Origin of the sequence: Variovorax paradoxus (genome assembly GCF_024734665.1) — a bacterium.
GTDB lineage: Bacteria > Pseudomonadota > Gammaproteobacteria > Burkholderiales > Burkholderiaceae_C > Variovorax.
Genome location: NZ_CP102931.1, coordinates 6928053 through 6951016 on the forward strand (window position 1 = coordinate 6928053; position 22964 = coordinate 6951016).

Genomic DNA, 22964 nt, shown 5'->3' on the forward strand with positions numbered 1-22964 from the left:
GACTGACTGAGCGACGCCATGAAATACATCCGTTCCATCATCACCCTGGGCTGCCTCGCGGCAGTGGCTGCAACGTCGGGTGCGCAGGGCTTCCGCTCCGGCACCGGCATCACGGACATCATGCGCGCCGGACCGCGCCTGGGCCCGCCGGCCGCGCGCCCGTCGACGGCGCCTGCCGCGGCGCCCGTGCAGCGCTCGGCTGAATTCATCGTCGCGCTGGTCAACTCGGAGCCCATCACCAACACCGACGTGCAGACGCGCGTGTCGCGGCTGATCAAGGAGAACCCGGACGCAGAGCGCGTTCCCCGCGGCGAGCTCACGCGACTCGTGCTGGAGCGGCTGATCACGGAGCGTGCGCAGCTTCAGCTCGCGAAGGAAAACGGCATCAAGGTCGACGACGTAGCCATCGATCAGGCCGAGCAGACCGTGGCACGCCAGAACGAGATCAGCATGGTCGAGCTGCGCCGCCGCGTGGCCGCCGAAGGCATCGCGCAGCAGGACTTCCGCAACGACCTGCGTGACCAGCTGCTGCTCACGCGCCTGCGTGACCGCGAGGTCGAGTCGAAGGTCAAGATCAGCGACGTCGAGGCCGACGAATACCTGCGCGATCAGCGCAATCAAACCGTCAAGAACGCGGCGCTGGAGAACCTCAACCTCGCGCAGGTGCTGGTGGCCGTTCCCGAGAACGCCACCGACGCCCAGGTGGCCGCGGCACAGAAGAAGGCACAGGACCTTGCCCAGCGCGCCCGCGCCGGCGAAGACTTCGCCAAGCTGGTGCGCGAGAACTCCGATTCGCCCGACCGCGCCAACGGCGGCGCCATCGGCATGCGCAGCGCCGACCGCTATCCGTCGCTGTTCGTCGAGGCCACGCAATCGACCGCGGTGAACGGCATCGCCGGGCCCGTGCGCTCCAGCGCCGGCTTCCACGTGCTCAAGGTCATCGCCAAGGCCCAGATCGGGTCGGGCGACGCCACGGTCACGCAGACCCAAGTGCGCCACATCCTGCTGCTCAACGACCCCAAGCGCACCACGGCGCAGGCGGTTGCGCAGCTGGCCGAATTCAAGCGCCGCGTGCAGGCCGGCACCGCCGACTTCGCCGGCCTCGCCCGCGACAACTCGCAGGACGGCAGCGCCAAGGACGGTGGCGACCTCGGCTGGTCGCGCCCGGGCCAGTTCGTGCCCGAATTCGAGGAAGCCATGGACCGGCTCGCGCCGGGCCAGATCAGCGATCCCGTGGTGTCGCGCTTCGGCGTGCACCTGATCCAGGTGGTCGGCCGCCGCGATTCCAAGCTCAGCCAGTCGGAGCAGCGCGAAGCCGCGCGCGCCGCGCTGCGTGAACAGCGCGTGGAGGAGGCCTTCACCACCTGGGTGCAGGAAGTGCGCGCGCGCGCCTACGTCGAGTACCGCGACCCACCCCAGTCCTGATTCGATGGCACACATCGCCAGGAAGCGGTTCGGGCAGCACTTTCTGTCCGACGGGGGGATCATCGATGCGATCGTGCGCGAGATCGCGCCGCAGCCTGGCGACGCCATGGTCGAAATCGGGCCGGGGCTCGCGGCGCTGACGCAGCCGCTGGTCGAGCGGCTGGGCCGCCTCACCGTGATCGAACTCGACCGCGACCTCGCCAAGCGCCTGCGCGAGCATGCGCAGCTCGACGTGATCGAGTCGGACGTGCTCAAGGTCGACTTTGCGGAGCTGGCCGCCAGGTTCCCGGCCAAGCCGCTGCGCGTGGTGGGCAACCTGCCCTACAACATCTCCACGCCCATCCTGTTTCACCTGCTGGGCAGCGCCCATCTGGTTGCCGACCAGCACTTCATGCTGCAGAAAGAAGTGATCGACCGCATGGTGGCCAGGCCCGCCACCTCGGACTACAGCCGACTGAGCGTGATGCTGCAGTGGCGCTACGAGATGCAGAACGTGCTGTTCGTGCCGCCCGAGAGCTTCGACCCACCACCGCGCGTGGACAGCGCCGTGGTACGGATGGTGCCGCTGTCGACGCCGCCGGCGGTCGATGCGGCCCGCCTGGGCGAGATCGTGCAGGTTGCCTTCAGCCAGCGCCGCAAGCTGCTGCGCCACACGCTGGGCAAGTGGCTGCAGGAGCACGGCTTTGCCGGTGAATTCGATGTCCAGCGGCGAGCCGAGGAAGTGCCGGTCGACGAATACGTCGCTCTGGCCCAGGCCGTCATCCCGTGAAACCCATGAAAAAAGCCCGTCTGCGACGGGCTTTTTAACGGAGGCTGCAAACGCCTAAGCCTGCTTGCTTATGCGGCGGCGAGCCAATAACCCGCATTGAAGGGGCTGCTCATGCGCAGCGCCAGCGGCGACACGTCGACCAGTTTGTCGGTCGGCATTTTTTCGCCGGCCGGTTCGGTGGAGGCTGCCGCTGCGGTTGCGGTGGTGTTCACTTCGATGCCATCGAGGGTTTCAGCGTTCGGCTGAGCCTCGTTCGCCCGTTCTGCTTGGCTGGTAGATGCAGAACGGGCTACAGAAAAGAATAGAAGCACCGGAACGGGACCTTGCGGTCGCCCCAGTAGTCCGAGGCGTCGCGGAAGATGTCGAGCAGCTGCTCGCGCGCTTCCTTGTCGAACTTGGCGTTTGCCGGGATCTGCTCCAGCACGATGACGAAACCTGGCTGCGGGCCCGATTTATGCAACGGGTCGGTCATGCAGTCGTACAGCGCGTCGAAGTTCTTCCCGAAGTGGGCCGGGAACGTGAACTGCTGCGCGATCAGGTCGAGCACGTCCTGCTTGGTCTGGGCGTTGCCCAGGTTGGCGTACAGGAAGTGCTGGCCGGCCGCGTTGGCCGCGTCCTGCAGGTCGTTCACGCGGAACGCGCGGATCGATTGCACGATGTTCGGGCGTACGGCACGAAGGGATAAGGTCATCTCCGCTGGTCTTTCCATAGTCATCATCATTTCTTCGGGGCGCTTCGGGGCGCCGCTCAGGTCGTTTTCATCGCTCATGGCGCAATCCGTCTGAAACTCGCATAGTGGTCTGCGGTGTACCAGCAGGCCTCAGGCGTCGTGCGTTGTTCACCGCCGCAGACGATTCGTTGTGCACCACGGTTGCGCGAACCGGGCGTCGTAACCGTGTACTCGCGGTAGTGGCCGCGGCGTGCGGGTGGCAAAAGACGCTCGCGATTGCCGAACACCGTGCCGTCCTTGTCATACCGGAAGGGACCGCCACTCAGGATGGCCTGGTAGGTTCGTTGGCCCTGCGCCGGCAATTCGGACAGTGCGATCGTTTCCTCGGTGGACGTTTTTCCGGCGCCGAACCATCCGCGGGCCTCGGCCCCCGTCGTCAACGCCACCAGCATCAGACTGGTGAGCGCAAACTTTGTGACAGAGGACGTGATCGAGGCGTAAGCCGCCATGGGGCACCACAAGAAAAGAGCGGGGGGTTCGAATCGGCGATCAACGTCGGGTTAACCCGCAAATTCAAGCCCGCGAGTGTGCACCACGCTGGCGAAAATAGCAAGCGACTGCTCAAAGTTTGAGCAGTCGCGAGAGGATCGAGTGGCGCTTTAAGTTGGCGGCCACTCTCGCCAAATGGCCTATCTCTCGGCGTTTGCGTCAGCCACTGTCAAGGCTGTCATGTTCACGATGCGCCGAACAGTCGCGCTGGCCGTGAGAATGTGCACAGGTTTGGCCGCACCAAGCAGAACCGGGCCGATCGCGATATTGCCGCCTGCCGCCGTCTTGAGCAGGTTGTAGGAAATATTGGCCGCGTCGATGTTCGGGAAAACCAACAGGTTGGCGTCACCCGCCAGCGCGCTGTGCGGCATGACGACCGCGCGCTGCTTGCTGTCCAGCGCCACGTCGCCGTGCATTTCGCCGTCCACTTCGAGCCAGGGCGCCTGCACGCGCAGCAGGTCGAGCGTCTTGCGCATCTTGATGGCGCTGGGCTCGTTGCTGGTGCCGAAGTTGGAATGCGACAGCAGGGCCGCCTTCGGCTTGAGGCCGAAGCGCATCATTTCCTCGGCCGCCATGGTCGTGATCTCGGCCAGTTCCTCGGGCGAGGGGTCGTAGTTGACGTGCGTGTCGACCAGAAACACCTGGCGGTCGGGCAGCAGCAGGCCGTTCATGCAGGCGTACACCGGCACGTCCTGCGGCGTGCTTTCGCAGCCGCCGGGGCGCTTGCCGATCACCTGGTCGATGTAGTGCAGGTGGATCAGCGTGGTGCCCCAGGTGCCGCAGATCATGCCGTCGACCTCGTCCTTGTGCAGCAGCATCGCGCCGATCAGCGTGAGGCGGCGGCGCATCTCGATCTTGGCGGTCTGCACCGTCTGGCCCTTGCGCTCGGTCATGCGGTGGTAGGTCTGCCAGAAGTCGCGGTAGCGGTGGTCCTGCTCGACGTTGACGATGTCGTAGTCCAGCTCTTCCTTCAGGCGCAGGCCGAACTTCTCGATGCGCTGCGCGATGACGGCCGGACGGCCGATCAGCGTCGGGCGCGCGATGCCTTCATCGACCACGATCTGCGCGGCGCGCAGCACGCGTTCTTCCTCGCCTTCGCAGTACGCCACGCGCTTCTTGGCGGCACGCCGGGCGGCTTCGAAGATCGGCTTCATCGTCGTGCCCGAGGCATAGACGAAGTTCTGCAGCTTGTCGCGGTAGGCGTCCATGTCCTTGATCGGACGAGACGCCACGCCGCTTTCTTCGGCCGCCTTGGCCACGGCCGGCGCGATCTTCATCATCAGGCGCGGGTCGAAAGGCTTCGGGATCAGGTATTCGGGGCCGAAAGACAGCTTTTCACCCACGTAGGCAGCGGCCACGCGCTCGCTCTGCTCGGCCTGCGCCAGCTCGGCAATGGCCCGCACCGCGGCGATTTCCATCTCGTCGGTGATCGTGGTCGCGCCACAGTCGAGCGCGCCGCGGAAGATGTACGGGAAGCACAGGACGTTGTTGACCTGGTTCGGGTAGTCGGTGCGGCCCGTGGCCATGATCACGTCGTTGCGCACCGCATGGGCGTCTTCGGGCGCGATCTCGGGGTTCGGGTTGGCCAGCGCGAAGATCACCGGCTTGGCCGCCATCTTCGCCACCATCTCGGGCTTGAGCACGCCGCCGGCCGACAGGCCGAGGAACACGTCGGCACCTGCAATCACTTCCGCCAGCTTGCGCATGTCGGTCTTTTGCATGTACTGGCGCTTGTCGTCATCCATCAGCTCTTCGCGGCCTTCGTAGACCACGCCGGCCAGGTCGGTGACGAACACGTTCTCGCGCTTGAGGCCCACCTTGAGCAGCAGGTTCAGGCAGGCCAGCGCCGCGGCGCCTGCGCCCGAGGTGACCAGCTTGACTTCGGCGATGTCCTTGCCCGCAACCTTCAGGCCGTTGAGCATGGCGGCCGCCACCGTGATGGCCGTGCCGTGCTGGTCGTCGTGGAACACCGGGATCTTCATGCGCTTGCGCAGTTCGCGCTCGACGTAGAAGCAATCGGGTGCCTTGATGTCCTCGAGGTTGATGGCGCCGAAGGTCGGCTCCAGAGAGGCAATGATCTCGACCAGCTTGACGGGGTCTTTCTCGTCGATCTCGATGTCGAACACGTCGACACCGGCGAATTTCTTGAAGAGAACGCCCTTGCCTTCCATCACCGGCTTGGAAGCCAGCGGGCCGATGTCGCCCAGGCCGAGCACGGCAGTGCCGTTGGAGATGACGCCGACGAGGTTGCCGCGCGAGGTGTACTTGAAGGCGTTGGCCGGGTCCTTGACGATCTCCTCGCAGGGCGCGGCCACGCCGGGCGAGTAGGCCAGCGACAGGTCGCGCTGGTTGACCATCTGCTTGGTCGCCGCGATGGCGATCTTGCCGGGAACGGGAAACTCGTGGTACTCGAGGGCGGCACGTCGCAACTCGGCGCGTTTGTCTTCGGGCGTGGGAGTCGATGAGGTCGAGGGGGTCGAATCTGACATGTGCCGTAGCTCCTGGTGGCGCTTCTTCTGGGGGCGCCGATTGTAGACCTCGGTTCGTAAAGCCATACACCGCATGGCCGGTGCCAACCATGACCAAAAGCACGGGTGCGCTGTCAAGTCGCTGTGGCAATATGCAGGGTTCGGATAAAACCTGAAAAAACCTGACGAGGAGCAACCATGGCCCTGATGGATTTCATCAAGAAACAGTTCATCGACATCATCCAGTGGACCGAGACCGGCGATGGCACGCTGGCCTGGCGCTTCCCGATGGCGGAGATGGAAATCCAGAACGGCGCCTCGCTCACCGTTCGCGAGTCGCAGGTTGCCGTCTTCGTCAACGAAGGCAAGGTGGCCGACGTGTTCGGCCCCGGCATGTACAAGCTCACGACGCAGACGCTGCCCGTGCTCACGTACCTGAAGAACTGGGACAAGCTCTTCGAGTCCCCCTTCAAGAGCGACGTCTATTTCTTCAGCACCCGCCAGCAGGTCGACCAGAAGTGGGGCACGCCCCAGCCGATCACGATCCGCGACAAGGACTTCGGTGCCGTGCGCCTGCGCGCCTTCGGCAACTACTCCTTCCGCATCGGCGATGCCAAGGCCTTCCACACCGAAATCTCCGGCACGCGCGACATCTATTCCGTGGCCGACCTCGACGGCCAGTTGCGCGGACTGGTGCTGCAGAACATCAGCAACGCCATCGCCTCCAGCGGCGTGCCCTTCCTCGACCTCGCGGCCAACCAGATCCAGTTCGCGCAGGCGCTCGCTGCGCAGCTCGTGCCCGAGTTCGAGAAGATCGGCATCAAGCTCGAGAACATCACGGTCCAGAACGTCTCGCTGCCCGAAGAGCTGCAGAAGATCCTCGACCAGAAGATCGGCATGGGCATGGTCGGCAACGACATGGGCAAGTTCATGCAGTACCAGACGGCGCAGGCCATTCCCAAGTTCGCCGAAGGCGCTGCCAATGGTGGCGGCATCGCGGGCGACGCGATGGGCCTGGGCGCCGGCGTGGCGCTCGGTCAGGTGCTCGCGCAGAACCTCGCGCAGGGCCTGAGCCCCAACGCGGCGGCCCAGGCCGCGGCGACGCAGCAGCAACCCGCCGTGGCCGTGGTGAGCCCCACCGACGTGATGACCACGCTCGAGAAGCTCGGCGAACTCAAGACCAAGGGCATCCTCACCCAGGAAGAGTTCGACGCCAAGAAGGTCGAACTACTCAAGAAGCTCGTCTGACCCGGCGCTATGTTCCCGATAGCGCCTGACGCCCGTTCGACGGGCGTCAGAAGCCTCATTGGCTTGAAAAACTCGTGGCCGTCCACGCCATGGCTGATGTGCCATGGCTGAGGAAACCGGCAACCAACGCTACTACCGCGCGCCCTGCCCCGGCTGCGGCGCGCCGGTCGAATTCCGCTCGGCGCAATCGACGCACGCGGTCTGCCCCTACTGCCAGAGCACCGTTGTGCGCCAGGGCGACACGCTTGCGCGCACCGGCAAGATGGCCGAGCTGTTCGACGACTTCAGCCCGCTGCAGCTGTTCGCCGCCGGCCGCATCCAGGACAAGCCCTTCACGCTGATCGGGCGGCTGCAGTACACCTACCCGGGCGGCCGCTGGACCGAATGGATCGCCGCGCTCGACGGTGACCGCACCGCGATCCTCAGCGAGGACAACGGCGCCTACGTCTTTGCGTTGCCCTTCGACCTCCAGCGCGCCGCGCCGCCCTGGAACGAGCTGCGCGTGAGCGCGACCACGGCCTTCGCCGGCCAGAGCTACACCGTTACCTCGAACGAGCAGGTGGCGCTGACCTCTGCGCAAGGCGAACTGCCGCACCTGCCCGAGCTTGGTCGCCCCTTCGCGATGGTCGAGCTGCGCAACGACAAGGGGCTGGTGCTCAGCATCGACTACGGCACCGCGACGCCCGGCGCCTACCTCGGCCGCTCGGTGCAGCTCGAAGACCTGCAGCTCACCGGCCTGCGCGAGGAGTCCGCCAAGGACGAAAAGGGCCGCAGCTTCAACTGCCCCAACTGCGGCTCGCCCGTCACCGTCAACCTGGCCGACAGCAAGAGCATCACCTGCCGTTCGTGCAACAGCATCATCGACCTGTCGCAGGGCATCGGCGGAGAGCTCAGGCACGCCACGCAGGACGAGCCCGTGCGCCCGCTCATCGCGCTCGGCAGCATGGGGCAGTTGCAGGGCGCGCAGTGGCAGGTGGTCGGCTTCCAGCACCGCATGGGCAGCGAGCCCGGCGACGACGAGCAGTTCGGCTGGGACGAGTACCTGCTCTACAACAAGAAGCGCGGCTTCAGCTTCCTGGTCGATGCGGAAGACGGCTGGAGCATGGTCAAGCCGACCACCGGCGCGCCGGTGATGGCTGAGAACGGCAGCACCGCCACCTACCTCAGCAAGCGCTACCAGCAGCAGTACGCCTACAACGCCGAAACGACCTACGTGGCGGGCGAGTTCTACTGGCAGGTCGAGCGCGGGCAGAAAACCTTCAACCGAGACTTCGCCAACGGCGGCGCACTGCTGTCGATGGAGCGCTCGGCCAACGAGCTGACGTGGTCGTCGGGCAGCAAGATCGACAGCGGCGCGGTGGCCACCGCCTTCAAGCTCGACACCAAGAAGGACATGTTCAAGCGCGCCGACGCGCTGCCCGTGAGCGCGGCCTCCGGGCTGGGCTGCGGCACCATCATCCTCATCATCGTCGTGATCATCATCCTGCTGATCATCCTGAGCACCTGCAGCGGCGGTTCGTCGAGCGGCTATCGCAGCTCGGGCGGCTCATATGGCGGCTCTTCGAGTGGCGGCGGCCACAAATGACGGCGAAGATGCACGCGATGTCTGTCTCGTCTCTCACTACTACGACTGGAGGTCCCCATGGGATTTGAATGGCTGAAACCGGGCGTGGTCCTCGGATCGCTCGTGTACGCGCTGATCGGCGTCGTGATCTTCTGGCTCTGCTTCCTGATCATCGACAAGATCACGCCCTATGACCTGTGGGGCGAGATCGTCGAGAAGCAGAACGTGGCGCTGGGGCTGGTGGTTGCCGCGATGAGTCTGGGCATCAGCATCATCGTCGCCGCAGCAATCCATTGAACGACGCGGCCCTGCCCGCGCGCACCCCGGATGCGCGGGGGCCGCAACCCGTAGAGATCGCGCTGCTAGCCAGCGTGTTCGTGGTCGCTGCCTGCGGCCTGGTCTACGAACTGAGCGCGGCCGCGCTCAGTTCCTACCTGCTCGGCGACTCGGTGCTGCAGTTCAGCACCATCATCGGCACCTATCTGTTCGCCATGGGCGTGGGCTCCTGGCTCTCGCGCTATTTCGACCGGCAACTGCCGGCGCACTTCCTTCGCATTGAATTGATGGTGGCGCTGATCGGCGGCGCGCTGCCGGCGATCCTGTTTCTTGCCAACGCCTACGTGCCGAGTGCTTTCCGGCTGCTGCTGTACGGCTTGGTGATGGTCGTCGGCACGCTGGTGGGGCTCGAGATTCCGCTGGTGATGCGCATCCTGAAGCGCAACATCGTGCTCAAGAACCTGGTGTCGCAGGTCCTCACCTTCGACTACCTCGGCGCGCTGGCCGTGTCGGTGGCGTTTCCGCTGATCCTCGTGCCGCAGCTCGGCATGATTCGCACCGGCCTGCTGTTCGGCTTCATGAACGCGGCCGTGGCGGTGTGGGCGCTGTGGCTGTTCCGCCATGAGCTGCGCCGCGTCGGTGCGCATGCGATGGCCTGCTTTCTCGCGCTGGCTGCGCTGGTGGCGGCCTTCGTCTGGGCCGACCACATCACCACGCTGGCGGAAGACAAGTTCTACCAGGACCGCATCGTCTTCAGCGCCACCTCGCCCTACCAGCGCATCGTGGTCACACGCGGGCTGCTCGGGCACCGCCTGTTCCTGAATGGCAACCTGCAGTTTGCAGAGCGCGACGAGTACCGCTATCACGAGGCGCTGGTGCACCCGGTGATGGCCGCGCAAGGCGCGCCGAAGAAAGTCGCGGTGCTCGGCGGCGGCGACGGCATGGCGGTGCGCGAGATCCTGAAGTACCCCTCGGTCGAGTCGGTCACGCTCGTGGAGCTCGATCCGAACATGACCAAACTCTTCACCGATCACGAGACACTGGCTGCGCTCAACGGCCATTCGCTCTCGTCGCCCAAGGTGAAGATCGTCAACACCGACGCTTTCCAGTGGCTGCAGCAGCCGGGCGACATGTTCGACGTGATCGTGGTCGACTTTCCCGATCCGACCAACTTCGCCATCGGCAAGCTCTACACCAACAGCTTCTACGCGCTGCTCGAAAAGCGCCTGTCGGCCAGCGGCTACGCGGTGATCCAGACGACTTCGCCGCTGGTCGCGCGCAAGAGCTACTGGACCGTGGCGACCACCATCGAATCGGTGGGCCTGCGCGCCACGCCGTACCACGCACACGTGCCGAGCTTCGGCGAGTGGGGCTACATCATCGCGAGCCGCCGGCCGTACCGCATGCCCGATGCGCTGCCTTCGGGCCTGCGCTTCCTGTCGCCTTCCACGCTGCCGCTGATGTTCGACTTTCCGCTCGACATGGCGCGCGTGCCGGCCGAAGTGAACCGGCTGTCGAACCAGATCCTTGTCACCACTTACGAGCAGGAGTGGGGCAAGGTGATGGCGCACTAGCCGACCATGCAAAGGCGCGAATTCCTCGGCGTGGCGGCAGGTGCGGCGGGCGCCCTCGCGCTCGCGGGCTGCGAGTCGCCGACACCGCCCATCGAAGGCGGCTTCACCGGCATCGATGTCACGCGTGGCCATGCAATGCGCGACGGCACACTCAAGAGCCAGGCGCCTGCGGTCGTGAAGCGCACCCGTGTGGTGATCGCTGGCGGTGGCGTTGCCGGCCTCGCCGCCGCCCGTGCCCTGCGGCTTTCAGGCGTCGACGACTTCACCCTGCTCGAACTCGAAGACACCGCCGGCGGCAACGCGCGCGGCGGCATCGTCAACGGCATCGCCTGCCCGCTCGGTGCGCACTACCTGCCCGTGCCCGGCGACGACGCGCGCGAGGTGCAAGACCTGCTCGAAGAGCTCGGCCTGCGCCGCCGTGTGGCGGGCCGTTGGGAATACGACGAAGTCACCCTCTGCCACAGCCCGCAGGAGCGCCTGTTCATCCATGGCGAGTGGCAGGACGGCCTGCTGCCCACGCACGGCGTGGGCGAAGGCACGCTCGCGCAGTACCGCAAGTTCGCGCAGCGCATCGACGCGCTGCAGCACGCCGCGCACTTCGCCATTCCCACGCTGAAGGTCGCCGTCACGCCCGAGTTGCTGGCGCTCGACGCCATCACCTTCGCCAGCTGGCTCGACAGCGAAGGCTTCAGCGACGCGCAGCTGCGCTGGTACCTCGACTACTGCTGCCGCGACGACTACGGCGCGGGCATCGAGCAGGTGTCGGCCTGGGCCGGCATCCACTACTTCGCGAGCCGGCACGGCTTCCATGCGCCCGGCGATCCGACAGGCAGCGTCAACGACTCGAGCCCCGAGCGCGACGGCATCCTCACCTGGCCCGAAGGCAACGGCTGGCTCACGAAGCAGCTGGCCAAGCCGCTCGGCGAACGCCTGCGCACAGGCCAGGTCGTCACGCGTATCGCCGAAGTGCGTGGTGGCGTCGAGGTCGATGCGTGGGACGCGGCCACGAAGTCCCTCGTGCGCTGGCAGGCCGAGCGCTGCATCGTCGCGCTGCCCGTGTTCATCGCCGCGCGCGTGGTCGAGAACCCGCCCGAGGTGCTGAAGACCGCCGCCGCGCACGTGCGCTACGCCCCCTGGCTCGTGGCCAACGTGCACCTGCGCGGCCCACTGGCCGACCGGCCCGGCGCCGCGCCGAGCTGGGACAACGTGATCTATGGCACCAAGGGCCTGGGCTACGTCGACGCACGCCACCAGTCGCTCGACCCAACGCCGCGCGGCACCGTCCTCAGCTGGTATCGGCCGCTGGGCCCGAGCAGCTACGACACCGCCGACGGCCGCAAGCTGCTGCTGGAGCGCCCGTGGACCGGCTGGCGCGACGATCTGCTCGCGGAGCTGTCGGCGCCGCATCCTGATCTGCCTTCGCTCGCGACGCGTATCGATATCACGCGCTATGGGCATGCCATGTCCATCCCCCGGCCCGGCCTGCTGGCGCGGATCGGCCCGCAGCGCACCGCGCCGGACGCGGCGCATCGCGGTAGCGTCGTGGCGGGCCGCTTGTCTTTCGCGCATGCCGACTGGTCGGGCTACTCGATCTTCGAAGAGGCGTTCACGCGCGGGCACGTCGCGGGCGGCGACGCGGCAGCGGCATGAAAACGCTGGTGCTCGGCGGCTATGGCAACTTCGGTGCGCGCATCTCTCGCGCGTTGGCAGGCGATCCGGGCATTGAGCTGCTGGTGGCGGGGCGCGATGCCCAGCGCGCCACGGCGTTCGCGGCATCGCTGGGCGGCGGCGCGCGCGGGGTTCGCATCGATGTGCAGGCCGCCGACTTCGCGAGCACCTTGCGCGAGTTGGGCGCCCAACTGGTGATCCACACGGCCGGCCCGTTTCAGGGCCAGGACTACCGCGTGCCGCAGGCCGTCGCGGCGGCGGGCGCGCACTACATCGACCTGGCCGATGGCCGGCGCTTCGTGTGCGACTTTCCGTCGGCGCAAGACGCTGCCTTCCGCGATGCGGGCCGTACAGCCATCAGCGGGGCCAGCACAGTGCCGGCACTTTCCTCGGCGGTGGTCGACCGTCTCACTGCCGGTTGGCAGGGCATCCGCAGCATCGACATCTGCATCGCCCCGGCACAAGGCGCGCCGCGCGGCGAGGCCACGCTGGCCGGCGTGCTCGCCTACTGCGGCGAGCCGATCCGCGTCTGGCAAGGCGGCCGCTGGATCGAGCAACCCGGCTGGGCCGACCCCGTGGAGGTCGAGTTCGCGCGCATGAAGCCGCGCCGCGGTGCGCTCTGCGACATTCCCGATCTCGAGCTCTTTCCTGTGCGCTATGCCGGCGTGCAGTCGGTGATGTTCCGCGCCGCACTCGAAGTCGGGCTGGCGCAGCATGCCTTCGCCTTCATGGCGTTCATGCACCGCATGGGCCTGCTGCCCGCGCCGCAGAAGCTGGCGCCGCTACTGCATTCGGCCGGCGGTGTGTTCGACGCGCTCGGCACTGCGCTGGGCGGCATGGTCGTGCGCGTGGAAGGCACGGATGCGCGGGGCATGCCGGCACGCCGCGCCTGGCACATAGCAGCCGACGACAACCACGGCCCCGAGATTCCTTGCATGGCGGCCATCCTGTTGGCCAGGCGCCTCGCGCGCGGCGACGATGCATTGCCCGTGGGCGCGCATGCCTGTGCCGGCCTGCTCGCCCTGTCCGAGTTCGAGCCCGAGTTCGCGCACTGGGGCATGGTGACCGACGTGGTCGAAGAAAAAGGCGCAGCCACCGCATGAGCAGCAGCCCCGCCGACGAGACCGACCGCCTGCCGCGCCTCAGCCTCGTCGCCGTGTGGCTCTTCACTGCCGTCGCCAGCATCGTCGAACTGAACGGGCAGAGCCGCCAAGTGTTGGCCGAAGCGGGCATTGCTTCGCCGCAGTGGCTGGTGCAGTTGCTGATCGTCGGCGGCGCGGCGGCCGATCTCGCGATCGGTCTTGCCCTGTGGCTGCGACCCGGCCGCATCGTCTACCTGGCGGCCCTCGCCCTGATGCTCACCATGACCCTCGTGGCGACGATGCTCCAGCCGAGCCTGTGGCTGCATCCCCTCGGCCCGCTGCTCAAGAACCTTCCCATCGCCGCCCTGCTCTGGCACCTGTACCGCCGTGCAGCGCAATGACATGAACACCTACCTCGTCCTCAAGTGGTTGCACATCGTCTCCAGCGTGCTGATGGTCGGCACGGGGCTGGGCTCGGCGTTCTACATGTTCTTCACCAACCGCAGCGGCAGCGTGCCCGCGCAGGCGGTGGTGAGTCGGCTGGTGGTGCGCGCCGACTGGTGGTTCACCACGCCCACCGTCATCCTCCAGCCGGCCACCGGTTTCGCGCTGGCGCACATGGCGGGCTGGCCGCTGTCCACGCCGTGGCTCGCGCTGTCGCTGGGGCTGTTCGTGTTCGCGGGCATCTGCTGGCTGCCGGTGGTGTGGCTGCAGATTCGCATGGCCGCTATCGCGGCACAGGCGCATCGTGAGGCGACACCGCTGCCGCCGCTCTACGCGCGCTATCAACGCTATTGGGAACTGCTCGGCTACCCGGCCTTCGTGGCCATGGTCGTGGTGTTCTACCTGATGGTGAACAAGCCCCAGCTTTCGTTCTGAGATGAAAACCCGCTTTCTCCTCACTTCGTCGATGGAACAGCCGCGCCCATTGTGCGAAGGGCGCCGGGTGCTCCCCGCAGCGAAATAAAGGAGGAGGCCGCAGGCCGGGGGACATTCGCGGAGGGGAGCACCCGGTGTCCTTCGCACACCCCCCGAACAGGAGCGCCCCGAACGCCCCGCCATGAATCATTGAGATAAAGGCCCCGCGCAGGCCTGTGCAGTTTTCACCAAGACTTCACACACAGCGCCATTGCTTCACAGATGGTCCGCAAACTCGCGGACGCCAACAAAAACACAGTGGGAGCGTCCATGCTTCAAGTCGCCAATCGAAAACTCGCGTCGTTCAGCGACGTGCTCTTCACCGGACTGGGCCGCGTGCTCGGCTTTCTGCGTCCGGTGGCCCGTGGGCTCATCGGTTCCTGGCGACCACCGGGCTGGCTGCGCATCGCGGGCGCCTTCCTGCTCTTCGGACTGCAGTGGCTGCAGCAGCGGCTGGCCTGGGTGGTGTTGCTCCTTCTGCTCGTGCTGGCCGGCTGGATGGCCAGCCCCCATGTGATCAAGTGGTGGCACGGCCTCACGCCCGATCGAGTCGAACCCGTCGTTGCCACCGCGAAGACCGAGCCGCCGCAGCGCACGCAGATCGAGCTCGACAGGAGCCCGAACCCCTTCGTCATCAACTTCTCGGCCTCGGTGGCGCCCATTGCGCGCATCGGCCAGGAGGCCACCGGCGTCACCATCGAGCCCGCCATTGCCGGCCGCTGGACGTGGACCAAGCAGAACCGGCTTGAATTCCTGCCCGCGCAAGACTGGCCCATCGGCCAGCCGTACAAGGTGCAGATCGCCGACAGCGCACTCGCGCCGCACATCGAGATGGCGCTGCGCAAGTACGAGTTCATCTCGCCCGAATTCACCGCGCAGATCAACGCCGCAGAGTTCTATCAAGACCCGGTGCAGGCCAATGTGCGCCGCGCGCTCTTTCAGGTGCACTTCTCGCACCCCGTGAACACGGCCGAGTTCGAGAAGCGCCTGGTGCTGACCTACGACCAGCCCTGCAGCACCTCGTTCTTCAGCGTGGGCAAGTGCGCGAGCGAGAAGTTCACGGTCAGCTATGACAAGCTGCGCCTCAACGCCACCTTGCAATCAGAACCGTTGCCGATTCCCGAGAAGACGCGCCCGGCGATTCTCAGCCTCACCTCCGGCACGGTCGCGCAGAAGGGCGGCCCGGCGCTGCGCGCCGACATGTCCCGCGCGGTCGACATCCCCGGCCTCTTCAGCCTGAGCATCGCCAGCATCGAACCCACCATCGTCACCGGTGAAAACGGCGAGCCCGAGCACGTGATGCACGTCGCCGCCTCCATGCCTGTGCACGAGCGCGAAATGGCACGCGTGGTGCAGGCCTGGCTCCTGCCCGTGACAGAAGAAGCCAAGGGCGACCCCGACGAAAAGTTCGACTGGTCCGCCGATCCGTCGAAGGTCACCGACGCCGTGCTGCGTCGTGCCAAAAAGATCAACCTGCAGCCCATCGCCAGCGAGCGCGAAGTGACGGAGATGGTCAGCTTCCGCATGCCGCAGGCCGAGGGCGGCCGCTACCTGCTGGTGCGCGTGGCCAAGGGCCTGAAGACGCCCGGTGGCTACCAGCTCGGCGCTGCACGGCAAGACGTGCGCCTGCTCAAGACCTTCGCACCCGAGCTCACCATCATGAGCCAGGGCTCGCTGCTTGCACTGTCGGGCGAGCGCAAGCTGCCGATCCTCGTGCGCGACCTGCCCGGCATCCGACTCGAAATCGGCCGCCTGTTGCCGCAGCAGCTGCAGCACCTGGTGACGCAGACCAACGGCGACTTCGCGCATCCGCAGTTCTACAGCGGCCTGCAGTCGGACAACCTCGTCGACCGCTTCCAGAAGGAGATTCCGCTCAGCATTCCCGCCGGCAAGGCGCACTACGAAACCGTCGACTTCGCCGAGTACCTGCGCAACGACGTGGCCGACCGCCGCGGCGTGTTCCTGCTCAAGGTGCAGGGCTACGACCCCAAGGCGAAGAAGAAGCCCGAGGGCGATGAGCAGCAAGCTCAGCCCGAAGACGAACAGCAGCAGGAAGAACAGTCGTCCGACGAAGAAGGCAACGGCGAAGCCGGTAGCCCCGAGCAGCAGCTCGACCAGCGCCTCGTGCTCGTCACCGACCTGGGCATCGTCGCCAAGAAGTCGCTCGACGGCACGCGCGACGTGTTCGTGCAGAGCATTGCCAACGGCCAGCCCGTGGCCGGCGCGCTGGTCGAGGTGTGGGGCCGCAACGGCATGATCGTCGCGTCGCAGGCCACAGATGCGACGGGCGCCGCCAAGCTGCCCAACCTCGCCGGCTACCAGCGAGAGAAGGCACCGGTGGTGCTCGTCGTGCGCAAGGATGGCGACCTGAGCTTCCTGCCCTTCAATCGCAACGACCGCACGCTCGACATTTCCCGCTTCGACGTCGGCGGTCTGCGTGCGGCCGGCGTGCCGAACCAGATGACGGCCTATGTCTTCAGCGACCGCGGCATCTACCGTCCCGGCGACACCATGCACATCGCGATGATGGTCAAGGCCGGCAACTGGGGAACCTCGCTGCGCGACCTGCCGCTCGAAGCCGAGATCATCGATGCGCGCGGCCTCAGCGTGCGCCGCGAAAAACTCAAGCTCGGCCCCGGCGGTGCGGCGGAAATTGCCCACACCACGCAAGACACATCGCCCACCGGCAACTACACCGTCAACCTCTACCTGCCGCGCGAATCGTCGCCCGGCACGCCCGAGGTCGAAGGCCTGCTGATCGGCAGCACCACGGTGAAGGTGCAGGAGTTCCTGCCCGATCGCACCAAGGTCACGGCCAAGCTCAGCAGCGAGATTGCCGAGGGCTGGGTCAAGCCCAAGGACCTGAAGGCGCTCATCGACGTGCAGAACCTCTTCGGTACGCCTGCGCCCGATCGCAAGGTCGAAGGCACGCTTACGCTGAGCCCCGGCTTCCCGATGTTCCGCGCCTTCACCGACTACGCCTTCTTCGATCCGCAGCGCGCCGCCGACAAGCAGGTCGACGACCTGGGCAGCGTTCAGACCAGCGCCGACGGCAAGGCCGAGTTCGACCTGCGCCTGTCGCGCTTCGACGCCGCCACCTACCAGGTGCACGTGCTCGCCAAGGCCTTCGAGCCCGAGGGCGGGCGCAGCGTGTCGGCCGAGGCGCAGACGCTGGTGAGCGACATGCCCTACCTCGTCGGCGTGAAGGTCGACGGCGACGTCGGCTACGTGAGCAAGGGCGCCGCGCGCAACGCCACCGTGATCGCCATCGACCCGCAGGCGAAGAAGACGGCCGTGGCCGACCTGAAGATCGAGCGCGTGGAGCGCAAGGTGCTGTCGGTGCTCATCAAGCAGGACAACGGCTTGTACCGCTACGAGTCGCGCCGCAAGGAAGTCGTGCTCGACGAGAAGCCCTTCGCCATCGCCGCGGCCGGCAACAACGTGGCGCTGGACACCAGCGCGCCCGGCAACTTCGCCTACGTGGTGCGCAATTCGCAGGGGCTGGAGCTCAACCGCGTGGAGTACAGCGTGGCGGGCAATGCCAACGTATCGCGCTCGCTCGACCGCAACGCCGAGCTGCAGCTCACGCTCGACCGCAAGGACTACGAGCCGGGGCAGGAGATTGCGGTGAGCATCCGCGCGCCGTACGTGGGTGCGGGTCTCATCACCATCGAGCGCGACAAGGTCTATGCCCACGCATGGTTCAAGACCGACAAGACCGCCTCGGTGCAGAAGATCGTGCTGCCCAAGGACTTCGAGGGCACCGGCTACATCAACGTGCACTTCGTGCGCGACCCAGCCTCTGACGAGGTCTACATGAGCCCGTTGTCGTACGGCGTCGTGCCCTTCGCCACCGCGCTGACCAAGCGCACCGCCAACCTGCAGCTCACCAGCAGCGAACTGGTGAAGCCGGGGCAGACCGTGAAGATGAAGCTCACCAGCGACAAGCCCACGCGCGCCGTGGTGTTCGCGGTGGACGAAGGCATCCTGCAGGTGGCGCGCTACAAGACGCCCGACCCGCTGAAGCACTTCTTTCAAAAGCGCGCGCTCGAAGTCGGCACCCTGCAGACGCTCGACCTGATCCTGCCGGAGTTCAAGAAGCTCATGCAGGGCGCCGCACCCGGCGGCGACGGAGAAGGCGAACTCGGCAAGCACCTGAACCCGTTCAAGCGCAAGCGCGACAAGCCGGTGGCCTACTGGTCGGGCCTGGTCGACGTGAACGGCAGCCGCGAGTTCAGCTACACCGTGCCCGAGAGCTTCAACGGCAGCCTGCGTGTGATGGCCGTGGCAGTGAACGACGAGACCACCGCCGCCAAGACCACCCGCACCGTGGTGCGCGGCGACATGGTGATACTGCCGAACGCACCGCTCGCGATGGCGCCCGGCGATACGGTCGAAGTGGGCGTGGGCCTTGCGAACAACATCGTGGGCTCGGGCAAGGAAGCGCCTATTGCGCTCACGCTCACCGCCTCCGGCGGGCTCGAAGTGGTGGGCGACGCCACGCAGACGCTCAAGGTCAACGAGCGCGGCGAAGCCAGCACCAGGTTCAACGTGCGTGCCAAGCCGGGCGAACAGGCGGTGCTGGGTTCTTCCGCGCTGGTGTTCACCTCGACGCACAAGACCTTCAGCGCGCGCCTGTCGACCGAAGTGAGCGTGCGGCCCGCATCGCCCTTCGTCACGCTGGTGCAGGCCGGCAGCTTCCAGCGCGCGGGCGAGCTGTCGAGCCAGGCCGACCTGTACCCGAACTTCCGCCAGAGCGACGTGGCCGTATCGGCTGCACCGTGGGCCTTCGCGACCGGGCTCATGCAGTATCTGGAGGCGTACCCGCACGGCTGCACCGAGCAGATCACGAGCCAGACTTTCCCTGCAGTGCTGCTCGCGGGTCGCCCCGAGCTGGTGAAGGAAATGGCGCGCGGCCGCACGGCCGAGCAGGGCCCGATGCCCGAGGCGCGCAAGACCTTCGAGCGCTACCTCGTGCAGCTGCGTGCACGGCAGACGGCCGACGGCGGCTTCTCGCTGTGGCCCGGCGCCGGCACCGATGCCTTCGCCACGCTGTACGCAGTGCACCTGCTGGTCGAAGCCAAGGACCACAAGCTGCCGGTGCCGCAAGACCTGCTGCAGAAGGCGAACGCCTACCTGCAGGGCTGGCTCGGCAGCGGCGACGCTTCGCTAGACGGCTGGCGCCAGCGCACGCAGGCCGCCTACCTGCTGACGCGCCAGGGCATCATCGCGCCGGCCGCGCTGGCCAACCTGCGCGAAGCATGGCGCAGCAAGCAGACGCAGGGCTGGAGCGACGACCTCGGCGCCGTCTACCTTGCCGCGAGCTACCAGCTCGTGAAGCAGGAGCAGGTGGCCAACGAGCTGCTCAACCCGGTGTGGGCCGACCTGCTCGCGCGCACGGAGAAGAAACAGCGCCGCAACGTCTGGGGTGCCTACTACGACCCGCTGGTGCACGACAGCATGACGCTGCACCTGGTGGGCCGGCACTTCCCGTCGCGCCTGAAGACGCTGAAGCCCGCGGTGTGGGAAGGCATGGCGGCGATGGTGCGCGACGGCTGGTACAACAGCCTGTCGTCGGCCTCGATGCTGCTCGCGGTCGATTCGTACTTCGAGGCCGTGGGGCAGAACGTCGAGGGCAAGCTCACGGCGAGCGCCGTCAACGCGCAAGGCCAGGCCGCAGCGCTCGCGCTGGGTGCGGTGAACCCGATCACGCGCGCCGCGGTGCCGGCCGGCACTGCCAAGCTGAAGCTGTCGAACGACAGCGACTTCAACCTGTACTACAGCTGGGCCGAGCAGGGCTTCGAGCGCAACGTGCCCGCCACGGCGGTGAACAAGGGCCTCGAAATCTTCCATGAAGTGCTCGATGCCAAGGGCAACCCGATCACCAAGGCGAAGCTCGGCGAAGAGGTCACGGTGCGGGTGCGCGTGCGCAGCCTGGAGCGCGCGCAGCTCAATGACGTGGCGCTGGTCGACGTGCTGCCCGGTGGCCTCGAGCCGGTGCTGCAGGCCGTGGGTGATGACGACGATGCCAACGCCGACGCGCCGATCTGGAAGAAGCGCCTGGGCGGAGGCGGCTCGTGGAAGGTGCAATACGCCGACATCCGCGAAGACCGCGTCGTGTTCTACGGCAGCGTCAACAAAGACCTGCTCGAAGTGACCTACAAGGCTCGCGCCACCAACGTCGGCGACTACGTGGTGCCGGCGGCGTATGGCGAGGCGATGTACGACCGGCGCGTGTTCTCGCGCTCGGCGGGTGCGCGCTTCCAGGTGGTGGGGAATTGAAAACAGCGAGCCCCGCCTTTGTCCCCTCTCCCGCTTGCGGGAGAGGGCCAGGGTGAGGGTGCAGCGTCACCATGACCACCGTGCCCGATCCATCGCCGCCGCCCTCACCCCAACCCTCTCCCGGAGGGAGAGGGAGGAAAGCCGTGATTGCCTTGGCGCTCATCGCCGCATTGCTCGCCCTGTTGCGCTTCTGGCCGCACGCACCGTTGAGCGAAACCGTAGGCAGCTCCCGCGCCGTGTATGCGCAAGGCGGCGAGCTGCTGCGCCTCACGCTCGCAGGCGACGAGCAATACCGGCTCTGGGTGCCGCTCGATCGCATCTCGCCCACGCTGGTCGACGCGGTGCTGCTGTACGAAGACCGGCGCTTCTATGCGCACCCAGGCGTCAACCCCGCCGCGCTGGCGCGCAGCGCCTGGCGCATTGCCAGCGGCGAGCGCAGGCAGGGCGGCTCGACGCTCACGATGCAGCTCGCGCGCCGCGTCTACGGCATCGACAGCCGCACGCCTACCGGCAAGGTCGCGCAGATATTCGCGGCGCTGTGGCTCGAAGCGCGCTTCAGCAAGCACGACATCCTGGAGGCGTATCTCAACACCGCGCCCTACGGCGGCAACATCGAAGGCGTGCAGGCCGCGAGCCTCATCTACTTCCGCAAGGACGCCGCCAAGCTCAGCCTGCCCGAGGCGCTGACGCTCGCCGTGATTCCGCAGAATCCCGTCAAGCGCATCGCCGAGCGCGGCCGCAATGCCGAGCTGCAATCAGCACGCGAACGCCTGTGGGCGCTGTGGGCCGAGCGCGATCCGACCGCGAAGCAGCACGCGCCTGATGCGCAGCTTGCGTTGTCGGCGCAGTCGCGCGGCAGCCTGCCCTTTCTTGCGCCGCACGCCACCGACATGCTGCTTGCGCAGGAGCGCGGCGTGCAGGAAGTGCGCACCACCATCGACCTGCGCATGCAGGTCACGCTCGAACGCGTGATGGGCCAGTACCTGCGCACGCATGCCGACGTGGGCATGACGAATGCGAGCGCGCTGCTGCTCGACGCCTCGACCATGCAGGTGCGCGCCATGATCGGCTCGGCCGACTTTCGCAACGACGCCATCTCGGGCCAGGTCAACGGCGTGCTGGCCAAGCGCTCGCCGGGCTCCACGCTCAAGCCCTTCATCTATGCGTTGGCGCTCGACCAGGGGCTGCTGCATCCTAAGACGATGCTGAAGGACGCGCCGACCTCCTTCGGCCCCTACACGCCCGAGAACTTCGACCATCGCTTCGCCGGCCCGCTGCCGGCGCAGGAGGCGCTGATCCGCAGCCGCAACGTGCCCGCGGTGGCCCTGGCCGCGAAGCTCTCGAAGCCGGGTCTCTACGACTTCATGCGGCTCGCGGGCGTGCAGAAGCTGCAGAGCGAATCGCACTACGGCCTTGCGCTGGTGCTGGGTGGTGGCGAGGTGACGCCCGAGGAGCTGGCGGGCATGTACGCGACGCTGGCCAACGGCGGCATCTCGCAGCCCATTCGCTACACGCAGCCCGCGCCCGACGAACGGCCCACGCAGCCGCTGCGCCTGCTGAGCGAGGAGGCTTCTTTCATCACGCTCGACATGCTGCGCCACACGCCGCGCCCCGACACCACGCTGCCCGCGCGCCCCGCCATCGCGTGGAAGACGGGCACGTCCTGGGGCTTTCGCGACGCATGGACGGCCGGCGTGTTCGGCCGTCACGTGCTGGTGGTGTGGGTGGGCAACTTCGATGGCACCAGCAACCCCGCGCTGGTGGGCGTCGATGCGGCCGCGCCGCTGTTCCTGCGCATGGTCGATGCGCTGCGCGCCGAGCGGCTCGACCCCGGCGAGGTCGCGTCGCGCCAGCCGCCGGATCTGAGGCAGGTCGAGGTCTGCGCTGCGACGGGCGGCCTGCCCGACGCGCTGTGCCCGGTGCGCACCATGACGTGGTTCATCGCCGGCAAGTCGCCGATCCAGGTCAGCAACCTGCACCGCGCGGTGTGGGTTGACGAGACGACCGGCAAGGTGGTCTGCGGCCCGCAGCCCAACGCGCGCCAGCAGGTGGTGGAGCAATGGGGCAGTGACATGCGCCGCCTGTTCCGACAGGCCGGCCTGCCGCGCGCGAGCGCACCGGCCGATGGCTGCGAGAAAGACGGCGACGCACCTGAAAGCGCGCCACTCATCACCTCGCCCCTGCGCGGCGTGCGCCACACGCTGCGCGCGAAGAAGCCCGAGCCGCTGGTGCTGCGCGCCGAGGCCGCTGCGGGCACGCAGACGATCTACTGGTTTGCTGACGACGCGCTCATCGGCCGCGCCGCGCCCGGCGAAGGCATCACGTGGATGCCCGACCTCGCGGCGTCGGGCCGGCGCTATGTGCTGCGCGCGGTCGACGACCAGGGGCGCGCCGAGTCGCGCGAGGTGACGGTCGACATTGCACCTTGAAGGGATGTCATGGCTGCGTCATGCCTTCTCGGCATGGTCGCG

General features: G+C 67.0%; 16 protein-coding genes. 12 read left to right on the forward strand and 4 right to left on the reverse strand.

Annotated features, from left to right (window positions below; genetic code table 11):
• Nucleotides 1-18: 18 nt before the first annotated feature.
• Both NWF24_RS32415 and rsmA read left to right on the forward strand, forming a co-directional pair.
• Nucleotides 19-1425 carry a peptidylprolyl isomerase gene (locus NWF24_RS32415; protein WP_258352103.1) on the forward strand — a complete coding sequence of 469 codons (1407 nt, stop codon included), beginning with the start codon at nt 19-21 and terminating at the stop codon, nt 1423-1425.
• Nucleotides 1426-1429: 4 nt separating this feature from the next.
• Nucleotides 1430-2194, forward strand: coding sequence for a 16S rRNA (adenine(1518)-N(6)/adenine(1519)-N(6))-dimethyltransferase RsmA (rsmA, locus tag NWF24_RS32420; protein ID WP_258352104.1), 765 nt, complete (start codon nt 1430-1432; stop codon nt 2192-2194).
• A gap of 68 nt (nt 2195-2262) precedes the next feature.
• Here the strand turns inward: rsmA and NWF24_RS32425 are convergent, their stop codons facing one another.
• The 4 genes from NWF24_RS32425 to NWF24_RS32440 all read right to left on the reverse strand — a co-directional run bounded on the left by NWF24_RS32425 (nt 2263) and on the right by NWF24_RS32440 (nt 5902).
• Nucleotides 2263-2406 carry a hypothetical protein gene (locus NWF24_RS32425; protein WP_176928788.1) on the reverse strand — a complete coding sequence of 48 codons (144 nt, stop codon included), beginning with the start codon at nt 2404-2406 and terminating at the stop codon, nt 2263-2265.
• A gap of 77 nt (nt 2407-2483) precedes the next feature.
• The gene (locus NWF24_RS32430; protein ID WP_086011111.1) at nt 2484-2909 is read right to left on the reverse strand and encodes a barstar family protein; all 426 of its coding nucleotides are present in this window, start codon (nt 2907-2909) and stop codon (nt 2484-2486) included.
• A 50-nt stretch (nt 2910-2959) separates the two neighbouring features.
• The gene (locus NWF24_RS32435; protein ID WP_093055030.1) at nt 2960-3373 is read right to left on the reverse strand and encodes a ribonuclease domain-containing protein; all 414 of its coding nucleotides are present in this window, start codon (nt 3371-3373) and stop codon (nt 2960-2962) included.
• A 180-nt stretch (nt 3374-3553) separates the two neighbouring features.
• A complete protein-coding gene (locus tag NWF24_RS32440; RefSeq protein ID WP_258352105.1) occupies nt 3554-5902 on the reverse strand; it encodes an NADP-dependent malic enzyme in 2349 nt (782 codons plus the stop codon).
• 177 nt (nt 5903-6079) lie between these two features.
• Here NWF24_RS32440 and NWF24_RS32445 point away from each other — a divergent pair, with 177 nt between their 5' ends.
• The 10 genes from NWF24_RS32445 to pbpC all read left to right on the forward strand — a co-directional run bounded on the left by NWF24_RS32445 (nt 6080) and on the right by pbpC (nt 22922).
• Complete coding sequence (locus NWF24_RS32445) at nt 6080-7129, forward strand: SPFH domain-containing protein (RefSeq protein ID WP_093055034.1); 1050 nt, start codon at nt 6080-6082, stop codon at nt 7127-7129.
• A gap of 103 nt (nt 7130-7232) precedes the next feature.
• The gene (locus NWF24_RS32450) at nt 7233-8714 is read left to right on the forward strand and encodes a DUF4178 domain-containing protein (protein WP_258352106.1); all 1482 of its coding nucleotides are present in this window, start codon (nt 7233-7235) and stop codon (nt 8712-8714) included.
• 57 nt (nt 8715-8771) lie between these two features.
• A complete protein-coding gene (locus NWF24_RS32455; protein WP_019653703.1) occupies nt 8772-8990 on the forward strand; it encodes a DUF350 domain-containing protein in 219 nt (72 codons plus the stop codon).
• Nucleotides 8987-10543 carry a polyamine aminopropyltransferase gene (locus NWF24_RS32460; RefSeq protein ID WP_258352107.1) on the forward strand — a complete coding sequence of 519 codons (1557 nt, stop codon included), beginning with the start codon at nt 8987-8989 and terminating at the stop codon, nt 10541-10543. Before NWF24_RS32455 ends, NWF24_RS32460 begins: the two co-directional genes overlap by 4 nt.
• A gap of 6 nt (nt 10544-10549) precedes the next feature.
• A complete protein-coding gene (locus NWF24_RS32465) occupies nt 10550-12193 on the forward strand; it encodes an FAD-dependent oxidoreductase (RefSeq protein ID WP_258352108.1) in 1644 nt (547 codons plus the stop codon).
• A complete protein-coding gene (locus NWF24_RS32470) occupies nt 12190-13314 on the forward strand; it encodes a saccharopine dehydrogenase family protein (protein WP_258352109.1) in 1125 nt (374 codons plus the stop codon). The genes NWF24_RS32465 and NWF24_RS32470 overlap by 4 nt, the downstream gene beginning before the upstream one ends.
• Nucleotides 13311-13694, forward strand: a complete 384-nt coding sequence (locus NWF24_RS32475; RefSeq protein ID WP_258352110.1) for a DoxX-like family protein — start codon at nt 13311-13313, stop codon at nt 13692-13694. The genes NWF24_RS32470 and NWF24_RS32475 overlap by 4 nt, the downstream gene beginning before the upstream one ends.
• 1 nt (nt 13695) lies before the next feature.
• Nucleotides 13696-14172 (forward strand): DUF2269 family protein, encoded by a 477-nt coding sequence (locus tag NWF24_RS32480; RefSeq protein ID WP_258352111.1) that lies wholly within the window; start codon nt 13696-13698, stop codon nt 14170-14172.
• Between the two features lie 309 nt (nt 14173-14481).
• A complete protein-coding gene (locus NWF24_RS32485; RefSeq protein ID WP_258352112.1) occupies nt 14482-20493 on the forward strand; it encodes an alpha-2-macroglobulin family protein in 6012 nt (2003 codons plus the stop codon).
• 143 nt (nt 20494-20636) lie between these two features.
• Nucleotides 20637-22922, forward strand: coding sequence for a penicillin-binding protein 1C (pbpC, locus tag NWF24_RS32490; protein WP_258352113.1), 2286 nt, complete (start codon nt 20637-20639; stop codon nt 22920-22922).
• The last annotated feature ends 42 nt before the right edge of the window (nt 22923-22964 follow it).